General features: G+C 45.6%; 9 protein-coding genes. 2 read left to right on the top strand and 7 right to left on the bottom strand.

All coding sequences use genetic code 11. The features are described 5' to 3' along the window. Positions 1–133 precede the first annotated feature (133 nt). Positions 134–3,205, top strand: a complete 3,072-nt coding sequence (locus C0638_RS05670; RefSeq protein WP_058711605.1) for a hybrid sensor histidine kinase/response regulator — start codon at positions 134–136, stop codon at positions 3,203–3,205. 99 nt (positions 3,206–3,304) lie between these two features. Here C0638_RS05670 and C0638_RS05665 read toward each other — a convergent pair whose 3' ends face one another. Together C0638_RS05665 and C0638_RS05660 are read right to left on the bottom strand one after the other, a co-directional pair. After that, entirely contained in the window at positions 3,305–4,456 is a 1,152-nt protein-coding gene (locus C0638_RS05665; RefSeq protein WP_058711606.1) for a response regulator, read from the bottom strand. Positions 4,457–4,655: 199 nt separating this feature from the next. Then, the gene (locus C0638_RS05660; RefSeq protein WP_058711607.1) at positions 4,656–5,330 is read right to left on the bottom strand and encodes an NAD(P)H-dependent oxidoreductase; all 675 of its coding nucleotides are present in this window, start codon (positions 5,328–5,330) and stop codon (positions 4,656–4,658) included. Between the two features lie 187 nt (positions 5,331–5,517). Between C0638_RS05660 and C0638_RS05655 the strand changes: the two genes are divergently transcribed. Then, positions 5,518–5,901: a winged helix-turn-helix transcriptional regulator gene (locus tag C0638_RS05655; RefSeq protein ID WP_025679610.1), complete on the top strand. Its 384-nt coding sequence runs from the start codon at positions 5,518–5,520 to the stop codon at positions 5,899–5,901. Between the two features lie 96 nt (positions 5,902–5,997). Here the strand turns inward: C0638_RS05655 and C0638_RS05650 are convergent, their stop codons facing one another. The 5 genes from C0638_RS05650 to C0638_RS05630 all read right to left on the bottom strand — a co-directional run bounded on the left by C0638_RS05650 (position 5,998) and on the right by C0638_RS05630 (position 12,924). Further along, positions 5,998–7,245: a stalk domain-containing protein gene (locus C0638_RS05650; RefSeq protein ID WP_058711608.1), complete on the bottom strand. Its 1,248-nt coding sequence runs from the start codon at positions 7,243–7,245 to the stop codon at positions 5,998–6,000. Positions 7,246–7,436: 191 nt separating this feature from the next. After that, positions 7,437–8,186 carry a YcnI family copper-binding membrane protein gene (locus C0638_RS05645; RefSeq protein ID WP_102163850.1) on the bottom strand — a complete coding sequence of 250 codons (750 nt, stop codon included), beginning with the start codon at positions 8,184–8,186 and terminating at the stop codon, positions 7,437–7,439. Positions 8,187–8,223: 37 nt separating this feature from the next. Further along, complete coding sequence (locus C0638_RS05640) at positions 8,224–9,942, bottom strand: copper resistance CopC/CopD family protein (RefSeq protein ID WP_102163385.1); 1,719 nt, start codon at positions 9,940–9,942, stop codon at positions 8,224–8,226. A 254-nt stretch (positions 9,943–10,196) separates the two neighbouring features. Next, positions 10,197–12,047 (bottom strand): bifunctional diguanylate cyclase/phosphohydrolase, encoded by a 1,851-nt coding sequence (locus tag C0638_RS05635; protein WP_058831371.1) that lies wholly within the window; start codon positions 12,045–12,047, stop codon positions 10,197–10,199. 283 nt (positions 12,048–12,330) lie between these two features. After that, a complete protein-coding gene (locus tag C0638_RS05630; protein WP_013369069.1) occupies positions 12,331–12,924 on the bottom strand; it encodes a DUF5317 domain-containing protein in 594 nt (197 codons plus the stop codon). Positions 12,925–13,104 lie beyond the last annotated feature (180 nt).

The following is a 13,104-nucleotide window of genomic DNA, read 5'->3' as shown; positions in this document are numbered from 1 at the left end:
AGCTAAGGAACGATAAATGAAATTTGTGTAGATAAGGTTGTGAAACTATGAGGATTGGTCACCATCCAATGCTGCTGGTTCAGATGAGAGCCCGGCAACGGTACGTTGATATATGGTGCCGGATCACCAGTAGATGAATAAGCGGAACTTTTTTTTAATTACGCTGTCATTCCTGATCGTGATTATCGGCTTGCGTTTGTTGTGGTTTGATTATTACCACAATCAGGATTATCCCCGGGCCAAGGCGGGAATTCTGGATCTGAGGGGCTTGAATCTGCAGGAGATAAAGACCCTGCCATTAAATGGGGAGTGGGAGTTTTATCCTGGGACTTTATCCTCTCCTGCCGAACTGAAATCCTTACTTATGCAGAAGCAGCGCCAGACCATTCAGGTACCAGGACTATGGAGTGAGTCGGTATCTCCTGTAGATCATAAGGCATATGGCGTTGGAACCTATCGGCTGCTTATTTTGAGTGACAGGTCGGAGGACACTCTATACGGACTTCGGATTGGAAAGATCAGTACGGCATCCAACATATTTGTGAACGGTCGTTTAATTAGTCATAGTGGTCAGGTCTCTAGCAAGGTCGAACAGCATATAGGATCAACTGTTCCATTCTCTGCCATGTTTGATGCGAACAGGCAGGCCATTGAGATTGTCATCCAAGTATCCAATTTTGATTTCTCTGCTAGTGGAGGAATTATGAAGCCTATCATTTTTGGAAGCGCGGATGCTGTGAATAGCCGAACCAACTTCACGATCGCAATGCAAATTATGGTATGTATTATTTTGCTGCTTCACGGGTTATATATAGTCGTTATATTTTTTATGAATCCACAAAAGAAGGCGCTTCTGTATTTTGCGGGAATTGTAATCTGCACGGTATTATCCATCCTGACAGACGATGACAAGCTTTTATTGGACTGGTTCCCCATTAATCTGGGTCTTTCGTTAAAGATAACCACCCTTTCCTACATTGGAATAGGCATGTGTGTACTGAAGCTGGCGCAGTCTCTGTTGGTTCGATCCCGAATCATTCAGATTGTTTTTATAGGCCACTGTTGTTTTGCGATTTTGGTGTTACTTGCACCTGCATCCAGCCTGTATGCATTTCTTATGGTTCTTATCGCATTACCGGCTATTACTCTATGTGCTACAGTTCCCTCCCTTGCTTTTCTTAGAACATTCAGAGGGCAAAAAGAGGCTATTTTTCTGTTGCTAGCATCCATTAGCATCGCATCCAGCATGCTGTGGGGCATTTTCAAGACGAATGACCTCCCCTATTACCCTTGGGATATTGTGCTGGCTTTTGTGGCATTTGCATCCTATTGGTTCAAACGATTTTTTAATACGAATGCTGAACTGAGAAGGCTGTCGGACAGATTGCAGCGCGCTGATCAGGTGAAAAATGAATTTTTAGCCAACACCTCTCATGAGCTGCGAAATCCACTGCATGGGATGATCAATATAGCACAGACTGTGCTGGAGAACCGGGGCGGCGCCCTGGATGAACCCAACAGGAGAAACATGCAATTGCTTGTTACGGTCGGCCGCCGTATGTCCTTATTATTGAATGATTTGCTGGATGTTACACGTCTACGTGAAAAGGATATTATTCTGGAAAAAAGAAGCCTGAAGCCCAAGGCTGTAGCCTCGGGTGTATTGGATATGCTTCAATTCATGACAGATGGGAAACCTTTAAACATGGTAGTTAACATCCCTGCTGATTTTCCGAATGTATTAGCGGATGAAAACCGAGTAATCCAAATCCTGTTCAATCTCCTTCACAATGCTGTTAAACATACTGCTGAGGGGACTATTTCCGTTCACGCACACATCCAAGGCGAAATGGCCAGTATTCAGGTGCGTGACACTGGCGTTGGGATAGATGAGGAGACGCAAAAGCGAATATTTCGTCCATATGAACAAGGAAATTCTCATTTGACGGTTATTGGGGATGGGCTTGGACTTGGGTTGAGTATCAGCAAGCAATTGGTGGAGCTTCATGGAGGATCTTTGAGTGTAAGTTCTGAACTTGGTCAAGGCTCAACCTTTTCTTTCACACTACCGCTCGATCCCTCACCTACCCCAGACGAATCACGAGATAACGAGCAGGTATGTATGGATGAAGAAGCAGATACTAATTTTATAGCTCTACAGAACGAAGCTGTGATGCAAGTTGCAGCAGGCTCTGCACGATCTGCCATACTCGCAGTAGATGATGATCCGGTCAATTTAAGGGTGTTAGAGGGCATTCTCGCCTCGGAGTCGGAGCCTTACGACCTTGTCACTGTAACCAGTGCCCAGGATGCCTTGCATAGGCTGGATCATCGGGAATGGGATTTAATAATAGCCGATGTCATGATGCCCCAAATGTCGGGTTATGAGTTAACTCGGCGTGTGAGGGAATACTTTAGCATTTCCGAGCTGCCTGTGTTGCTGTTGACTGCACGTAGTCAGCAGGAGGACTTATATACGGGATTTCTTGCAGGGGCCAACGATTATATTATGAAGCCTGTGGATTCCATGGAATTGAAATCAAGGGTCCGTGCCTTGACTGATGTTAAAAAGTCCGCAAGGGAGAGGCTTTGGATGGAGGCTGCGTGGTTACAGGCACAAATCAAACCTCATTTTTTGTTTAACACCTTGAATACCATTGCATCTTTAAGTCATGTGGATCACACCAGAATGGTGAATCTTATTGAGGAATTCGGCAAATATTTAAGATCAAGCTTTAACCCTCAAAATCTGGATAGAGTCGTATCACTGGAATATGAGCTTGCTCTCCTGAAATCTTATCTTTATATAGAGAAGGAACGCTTTGGCAATAGACTAGATATTGTATGGGAAGTAGACGAACAGATAAACTTGCTATTGCCACCGTTATCGATTCAGCCACTTGCAGAAAATGCAATCAGGCATGGTATCATGAATCGGATAGATGGAGGAACATTGTGTATTCGTATTCAGCAGCGGGAGGATGGAACAGAAATAGCGATCATTGATGATGGTGTGGGCATGAGTCAAGAGGAACTGGACCGTCTGCTGAGTCCTCATCAAGAACAGGATAGCGGGATTGGATTACGGAATACAGATCGACGTTTGAAGCAAGTATACGGTAAAGGATTATCTATTAGCAGTCTTCCCAACCAGGGTACAACGGTAAGCTTCCATGTTCCCCAGGTACAAAGACAAGAAATATAATATCTCTGTCCCGTAGGTCCTCTATACAGAACGAGGCGAAGTAAGTGACACTTCTAATGGGGACTCTACGGGTACGGAGAATGATTCCCAGTCGTGAAATTAGGCATGAGCCATTTGCCACTCTTTAAACCAATTTGTAATTTGTTCATTGGGCTTCTCATGAAGCTCTTCCCATAAGACGGATGATAATAAATCATACCATTTGATCACTAAGCTATTTTTATTCATCTCAGCATAGGTCTTCATTAATCCCCAGTAGGCTTCCTCTTCTTGGGGGTGACGACTACAGATGCCCTCATAAATAGAGATCGCCTCTTCAGGCTGGGAGTTCCCTCTATACCATTCTGCCATTTTTAATGATATGGATAACCACATTTTATGCAGCCTTTGGCGTTCACTTTCAACCCACCAAAAATCATATTCCTGTAAATAGTCCCCTTTGTAAAGTTCCATCATTTTTACATAATATGGGATTGATTCCTTGTTCATCTGTGGAGCGGATGCCAGGAGAGACTCCCATCTTTCTGTATCTAACAGAACGTTTTGCGTGTGCAAAATATAACCGCCATTAGTATTGGAAATCTCTAAAAAGGAATGATACGGCGCTATCGTTTTTCTAATGTAATAAGCGGCTGTATATAAAAGAGAGTAGGCCTTATCTTCTTCATATTCTGGCCATAGTAATTCAATCAAGGCTGATTTGCGAACCCATTGGTCATGATTCTGGAGCAAGTACAAAAACAACTCCTGGGTCTTTTTAGTCCTCCACTGAATAACAGTGGGTTGCTGATCCGGTAATGTGAAGACGACATATTGAAAAACCTGTAACTGGAGAACAGAAGGCTGATTCTCAGGCATGGAGGTAGCTTGATCGTCACGCTTCAGAATGCGATTCATGGTTTTGATAAGACGTTCTGTCGTGACCGGCTTGAGCAGATAATCCAGTGCGTTAAGCTCGAAGGCCTGAATAGCGTACTTATCGTAAGCTGTAACAAAAACGATCTGAATATGGGGTTTGTGCTCCAAAATTTGATGTGCTAATTCAATTCCGCTGATCCCTGGAAGTCTTACATCCAAAAAAGCTATATCTATATCATCAAGTAGAATATAGTCCTTAGCCACGAATGGATTCGTAAAAGCTCCTGCAATATGTATGCCTTGTAACTCGCCAAGCAGACGCTTCATATAATCCAAAGCTAACTCTTCATCATCGACAATAACAATCCTTGTCAATATCTCTGATCTTTCCACGTGTACTGTACTCCTTTGTAGGCAGATACATCTTATTATATAGGATAACTTGACTACGGCTATAAGCAAACAGTTGTAGAAGAAAAAAATTTAAATAAAGAGGCGGGCTGCGATGGGCCATCGTTAAGATGAGTGATCGCAGCCCGCCTCTTCAAATTGTGTCAAACTTAAAGATTGACTAACAGTATTGGACGAATATTTACAGGACCCAGCGTGTGACCTTCTCCAGGGGTTGTCTGGATTTTTCCCGCTTGGGTTCATGAGCACGATAACCGAAGGCGGCTATGACTGAAATATCCAGCAGCCCGTTCTCAAGCAATCCTTCTTCCTCCAAAATGGCATGTACCTGATCATAGTTAAAGCCTTCAATCGGGCAGGAATCGATGCCGATCTGAGCTGCCGCTGTCATCATATTGCCTAAGGCAATATAGGTTTGCTTGGAGGCCCAGTCAAATAACGTGCGTTCGTTTTCCAGCAGGCGTTGGTTTTCACCTTGGAAAATCTTATAGCGGCCTGATAGGGAGGCAAAGTCTTCGTCAGACATCCCCTTAACCTCTTTATACATGTACTCCACGTAAGGAGAATCATAACGAACATCCTTACGTGCCAAGATCAGGACGACGTGGCTGGCCGCAGGAATTTGCTTTTGACCACCACTGGAAACCGCCGCCAGCTTTTCTCTCAATGCCTGATTTTGCACGACCACAAACTGCCACGGTTCAAATCCTACGGAGCTTGGGGAAAGTCGTCCGGTTTCGAGAATAAATTGAAAATCTTCCTCAGGTATGATGCGATCGGGGGCGAATTCCTTCGTGGCATGTCTGAATAAAAAGGCATCCAGAATTTCCTGCTTTTTAGCTGATGTATTGGACATAAAATGTACTCCTTTTGATATGGGTTTAGTTGGTACTCTATGGTTTTTCTGCTACTATAATGAGAGCTAATATCGAATATATAGTTATCATATAGAAAGTTTTTGCAGGGAACAAGTACGCACATATTTGTTCCTTGTTATAGGTCTGAGGCTATTAGCCTACATCCTGTAGAAAGAAGGGGAATACATGGCACAGGAGATGGAACATACAGTTAGCGTTAATTTTGGATGTCCGGTAGCGAAAACTGTCGGGGTGATTGGAGGCAAGTGGAAGGGAGTCATTTTATATCATTTGACCACAGGACCGCGGCGCTATAATGAAATTCGACGGACCTTGCCTAATATTACACAGCGGATGCTAACCTTGCAGCTACGCGAATTGGAGCGTGATGGCATTGTGCACCGTGAAATTTATAACGAGAACCCACCACGTGTGGAATACTCGCTTACCCCGTTGGGAGATACGTTAAGACCGTTGCTGGATTTTATGAGAGACTGGGGGATCTTCTACGGAGAACAGGGATGCGAGCCTGTGGCGACAATTTCCAAGTCAGGCAAGCATTTTTGCTAAGATAGACATGAGAAAAGCCCACCGATGATTTCATAGAAAACACATGAAAATCATTAGCGGGCGGAATAAGGACGGATTCCTTTTACAAAATGGACACTATTTAAACTCGATCGATTCGTTCATCTTCGCCCAGGCCGTTTCTCCAATAATACCCAGACGCCAGATGGCGATTCCCTTGAGGTCATAACGTTTAGCTAAACCGATCTTGGCGTTAACGGTACTGTCTTTTTCGCTACCCATTGAAATTCCCAAAATGAGCTTGTCCCGCGAGGTTTCCTTCAACGCCAGCTTTATGGCTTCATCCACTTTATCCAGTGGCTCAGACGTAGATTTTTGTCCGTAATCATAGGCCATGATGATCAGATCGTCCGCCAGATTGCCCAGCGTCTTGTAATCATAGCCAGTGTAAGAGCTATTCAGCGGATGCAGAACGACGGTAAGCTTGAGCCCGGCTTGATGCGCTTTGGCTGATAACTTTTTAATAAAGGCGTTGTAATCGGAGCGAGCTTTGGCCTTATCGCCGCTCCAGCCTAATCCTTCAAGATCTAACGTAATGCCCTTGAACTGCTTATCGGTGGCAGTGCTGACGATTTGGGAAATGGTCTGTTCTTGAAGCTGCGCGTTTTCCAAAATCTTGGTTAGCTCATGATTACCGTCGACAGAATAAACCATCAGGTAAGGGGAGGTCCCCTGGCTATCTGCCTCCTGTAGAATAGACTCGGGAGTTACAGCTCCAGCAGCTTGAGGCCATTTATATTCTTTGCCGGTCGTTGTGAACTGTCCGTTCGTATCAATTCGGCTCCAGCCGAAGGCAACGGCATTAAAATTCGGTATTTTGGATTTTTGGTCAAAGGAAGACAGTGCATAGAAGCCTACAGTGTACATAGCTTCACGTGGCGATGTGATAGAGACCGTCCGTGTTCCCTGGTTCCAGTTCACTGTGGCTCCAAACTGTTGCCCGAAAAAGCCCAGCGGAATCATCGTGCTGCCGCGTACGGTTTGCGGTGCTGCTGTTAGTTGAACCGTTTGTCCATCTACTGTGGCATTGCGGCTCCCCATTTTGAGAACCACCTGCTTGGTTGCATTGCCTTGCGCTTTGGTAGCGGTGATGCTTTGGCTGGCTTGATCCCATTTCACTGTAATGCCCAGAGCCTCAGAAATAGCGCGAAAGGGAACCATCGTCGTGCCGTTCATCATGGCAGGCTGTACAGGGAACGGCAATGGATATCCGTCCAGCATGATGCTGACCTTACCCGCCTCCGCTTGTGCCAAGGGACTATAGATGCCCGCTGCGGTACTCAGAAAGATAACGCTAGATAACAGAGCCTTATTTACGATTTTCATCCTATGATCTCCTATGCTCAATAGATTGCAATGCTATCATGTTAGAATCGTGAGGTTCCTACCATTTTACCAAAAAAATGATAGATAGGTGAATGTAAAATGATAGGATGAGATAACGATAAAAAAAGCTGGTGCCTGAATGAATGGCACCAGCTTTTTTACATGTAAGGCTCTGTTGTTTGTAACTCAGATTACTTGCGACGCTTGAGTGCAATGCCTACTGCTGCGGCACCAAGCACGACTGCGATGATCGAGAGGACAAGTGCTGTTGTTTGTGCAGCAGAGCTGGCTGGAGCAGAAGCGGCAGGCGTAGCCTCAGCAGCATTGTCCGAGGTCGGCGCTGCACTGCTGTTATCTTTGGCCGTATCTGTGCTCGCATGGCCCTCTGCGGTGCCTGCCGAATCATGTCCGCTGTCTGCGGCAGGAGCAGAAGTTTCGGGTGTGGCATCTGCCGTAATTTTGGTAATGGAATGAGGATTGTTACTTCCTTCATCGCCTGTCCATTCCACAATACTTCCGTCACTGTAATATTGGAAGGCGTCCCAGGCTGCCGCGGTATTCTGGCCTGCATTTTGTGCTACAAAGCTGAAGCGTTGGTACTGTCCCGCTTGAATGCCGTCTTTTTCAGACGTCCATGTGACGGTGGTTATTTTGCCAGAGCTGTCTTTTTCGGTGACTACCTTCCAATCCGGTACAGGCTCGTATTGTTTGAAAACGACCTCTTTAGGAACTTTTAAAGCGACTTTGGTGGTTGGAATGTTTTTTTCCACAGGCACTTTCAACGTGTACGTTTCCCACGCATTAGGTTGTGAAACGGAAGGCTTGACCGTCACATGCGCACTGGCCATACCTGCAAAAAGCAAGACACCAGCCGCAATTAAACCTATAGAGGTTGTGAACCTGGAAAACCTGGATTTTGCTGTTTGAATCGTTATATTCATCGTCATTCTTCATTTCGCTCCTTGTTAGATAAAATAATTATTTTTTACCGCCTACATGCAGAGTAAATTCAGCATCAACCGCATCGAGTGATGCCGTCAGGGCATGTACTTTTACCGCCCATGTTCCTTCGGAGGTTATCAATTCCTGACTGCGGAAGGGCTGTTGTTGCTTCACGGGCAGAACAAATTCCTGTTGATCTTGGTCAGGATCAGCTGGGGTAAGCGTCAATGTGACTTGCTGGATATCTGAAACGGCAGTACCCTTGCTATCCTGAACGGATACCTTAAATTCATTGCTGCCCACAGCATTCGGGCTGACTGCCAGTGTAACGCTGTATTCGCCAGTAGTGCGAGTCTCCTCAAACGGTACAGCAGGTGCCTGGCCAGGTGACATGTGAGTGAGCACCGCTGCCAACAGCATCACGAGCAGGCCGACGGACAACTCGACACGCAATCTTCCGGCGGCTCGTTTGCTCGCTGCCGCTTGTCGAGCGCTACGGAACTGGCTGGCTGCAAAGACCAGCATAACTAGCAGTAGCGCTGCTTTACCGAGCAGAACGAGTCCATAGGACGTGTTTAGCAGCATGGAGGGAGCCGGAAGGTACAGCACCGCTCCATAAATACCAGTGGCGAGTAGCGCCGCCACCATAGCAATGCCCCAGCCAGCAAAGCGGCGCAGGGCGATTTGTCGCAGAGCTGCCTGCTTGGATACAGGCAGCTCCGATCCGGCAACAGGCAGGCACACCACCATGACGGTAAGTGAGCCGATCCAAAAGGCTGACGCTGCAAGGTGGACGAAATCTGCCACAATGGCTGGAGCCGGATGGGTAGCCGCTGCCGGATGCCCAACAAAGGCCTTGGACAGCATGAGGCTCAGCGTTAGTAGAACGGAGCTGTAGCCCCATACACGGCGCTGGCGATTAGAAATGCTGGGATCAATCGCATAAATTAACGTTACGCTTAGAAGCAGCACGAGAACCATCTGGATAAACCAGATTTTACCTGCTCCAGTAAATTGAAGCGCTTCTCCCAGAATGGGAAGTGAGAAGCCCTCCCTGATGGAAACTCCGGCATCCCAAGACGCCTGAAGCGGTAGGCTGATTAAAATGGCAGCAGACGTTATGCCATAGCCGCTCCATAGCAACTTAGTCCAACGGGGTAATGTGTCAGAGGGCTGCTGATTAAGCATCTTCTGCTCACTGCGATTCTTGTCTCGGTTTATGCTCGGTAAGAGGAACAGTCGGAAACAAATCGCTCCAAAAAGCAGCGATAGTCCTATGTAAAGGAGCCAACGGACAGCGATTAAGTCGATTCGTGATGTCCCAGAGCTTTCAGAAGGGGTAGCTTGATCGGTATACGCATTGGAACCGCTACCTACTTGAAATGGAATCACTCCATTGACTGGATGTCCATCTGCGGACAAAGCTCTCCAAGTGATGGTGTAAATTCCATTTTTCATCCCTGGAATCAATTGTATTTCCATGGTGGATGGGTGCTCTGGGTTGAGCTGTGCTTTTCCTGTGTCGACCCGCTTGCCTGTTTCATCGGTCACTTTGATGGACATGAAGGCAGATTGCAAATCTTCGTTGAAAGTGATAGTCACCTCAGAAGGAGACTTGTCCAAAACCTGATTTTCGGTCGGACTGGATTCAACGACAAATGCATGAGCCCACGATGAGTGAGGAAACAGGAGCAGAAGAGGGAGACACAGCAATAAAAGACAAGCCGCACGGGCTGGTCTGGACAGGTACAACATGCCTGTGAAGTCACCTTCTCTCGATTACTTGAAGCGAGGATATCCTCATTTGTAGCATTTTATACGGACAAACCAATTCCTATCTTAATCATAGTGCATATAGCGTGAATAGATGGAACGAATTATGACATTTATATGAAATTTGAAATAATAAGCATCATGCAGAACGCGAATCCTATGAAAAATCCCTACTGCGAATGAAATCGCCTGGATTTCATTCGCGGTAGGGATAAAGAGGAATAGTGTATGAGACATTAGAGGCCTGCTTCTATAGACTGCGTGAAAGCAGGTTGCTTATGTTGAATATATTGGATAAAAATAGCCGTTAGTTCGGGATCGAATTGGCTTCCCGAACAAGTACGCAATTCTTCGATGGCCTCCTCGAATGTTTTGGTCGGTTGATAGGGACGCTCGGTTGTCATCGCATCAAAAGAGTCGATGATTGTCAGCATCCGACACAGCCTTGGGATTTGCTCGCCCTTGAAGCCAAACGGATAGCCTCCCCCGTCATAACGTTCATGATGCAGCTCCACAAAAGGAACTAAATCTATGAATCTTTCGTTGGCTTCGACAATACGTTTGCCCCACATGACATGAGCTTGTACCATCCGCCATTCCTCGCTGGACAGCTTCTCTTTTTTATTAAGAATATTCCAGGGGATTTCCAGTTTTCCGATATCGTGAATGAGTGCTCCTAGTAAAAAACGCCGTTTATCCTTTGGACCGAGCTGAAGCACATCGCTCATGTCCGCTGCATACCTGAATACCCGTTTGGAATGCTTGAAGGTGTTAATATCCTTGTACAAGAACAGATTGAGCTGCTGCTCAAGATCACGGATATCCTGTCCCAGATCGACCTCGCGTTCCACTTCATTTAGACTGCCGTGTGTATGAACGATATTTTTGCCCTGTTTCTTGGCGTAGTACAGTGCTTTATCCGCCAGATCGACCAGCTGTGATTTGTCGTAGATGTCAATGCGGCTTTGTGCAATGCCTGCGGAAAAGGACAGGCACCCGTGTGGGAAAATTTCGACTCCCTCGTAACGGGAATCATTCAGTCTTTTTCGGATAGCATTGACTTTTTCATAAGCTTGTTCAGCGGTATGATCGGGCATAAGCAGAGTGAATTCTTCTCCACCATAGCGGGATACGGTAATGTGAGTACCGAACGTTTCCTTTTTCAGAAACTCACCGAGAAACCCCAGTAGTTGATCACCCTTGAGATGACCGAAATGATCATTGTATTTTTTGAAATCATCAATATCAATCAGCGCCAGACTTAGGGGAATATTCTGCGATCTGGATATATTCAGTTCAGCTTCAAGCGTATTTTCAAAGTAGCTGTGATTGTACAACCCTGTTCTGCGATCCGTGTTGGCTTTTTCTTCAATCTCACGATACATCGTGAACATTTGCTTGAACGCGTGGGATAAGAGCATGCTTAGGCCCAGGAACAGCAAAAGTCCTAAAATTCCGTTGTAATAAATCAGCGTGGTCAACACCAAAGACAGGATGAGTGTACATAAGTATACAAGCAGGGATTCAGCCAAAAAAGCCTGTTTGAGCTCATTGAACGACCCTTTATATGCGATATAGAAGTAGATGCCGAGGGTGATTGTGTTCACCGTAAAGTAGCAGATCAATGCCAGCAGGTAGGAAGTAAAATGGTCCTCGTTTAGGGCTCCCTGCGTTCCGCCGCTTAGTTCGAATACGGTTGACGATACGAAAATGGAAAGTGCGTAAATGGAAAAATTGACTGCATGTTTCCACCAGGACAGTTCTGTATGCCGAAACGCAGCAATAATCACATTGAACAGCAAAATCAAAATGGCAATTTCAGTGCCATGCACAAAAATACAAGCGAGGTACACGGAGGAATCCATGGACTGCTTGTTACTGGCTGGTGGCAACTGGAATGTAAAATGCTCCAAAATCAGAACTGCTCCCAATAAGGAATAGATCGTGACCCACTCTGTCGTTGAATAGTGCAAAAAGGACCAATGGTTCGTATACAAGAGGACGATCAGGCCTACCATACACATGAAAAATACGTATATTCCCGTCGTGGTAACCCGTTCTTGCAGCTTTTTTAATATACTCATCATTTTTTCTCCTGCCTTGTCGTATCTTGATGTCAAAGCTACCAGGGGTGAATGGGATAATTTACAATTTTGTAATCGAAAATTTCACATGAAAAAACAGGCCGGAATCCAGCCTGTTTTGTTGAGCCTGTGCTTCCCTTTTTATCTTATCGGTGACTAGCCCCCGATTTTGTAACCGGAAGTCAAAGCGATTACAACAGAAGCAACGATAATAGCATTGATAATCACACGGGAGTATTTCAAGTTTTTCATAATGTTCCCTCCCTTCCTTGGAATAAGGTCTGAACTAGGCGTGGCGGGGATTGGTTTCTTGTTGATTATCCTTATTTCTTTTCACGACCATCACATTTTGGATAAACAGGAACATCCCGAAGTTCATGACGACATCTCCAATACTAATCACCTGCGTGCGGGGATAGGGCTTAGAAAGGGGGATGATGTCACCAAGCAATGATAAACGCGTGCTCGCATCCATCATGTAATGTTTCGAGATGACACTTCCGGATTTAAGCATATCTGTATAATAGGGGCCCAGCACCTCTGAAGCGCTCAACGAGACCGGCATTCTGCCGCCATTTACCGCCATCACGATAAAATTCAATAATACGCCGATTAAAATAAGCTTGAATCCCTTATGATGTCTGTTCAACCAGAGAAATATCAATCCGACTACGTAGACTCCCATAAATAGATACCCGTTCATAGCTGCCAGCCAAGCCCATTTTTCCTGAGCATAAAAAATAATGAATTGCACCAGCAGCAGCAGGGGGAACATCCAGCCGGCTATAAGGCGAATGTGACTGAAACGGATCAGCCCTTGCCGCCAGCCTCCTCTAAACAGACCTACAATGAGACCCAGCAGCACTCCATCATAGACCATTATCATTCTCCAGATTCTACAATTTTTTTGTTTTGGTTACCGTGTAATTCGACCTGAAATTGGTAAATTCCTGCCTGATTTATAGCAGTTTTGAAAAAAAATTGCGGATTAGCGTGTAATTATTCGAAGCCAGACGAAATGAATGATATCATAATAAATTGAAGTCATTATTTATATTTT

This window comes from Paenibacillus sp. lzh-N1 (assembly GCF_002872435.1).
Lineage (GTDB): Bacteria > Bacillota > Bacilli > Paenibacillales > Paenibacillaceae > Paenibacillus > Paenibacillus polymyxa_C.
This window is presented reverse-complemented; position numbering and strand designations above follow the sequence as displayed.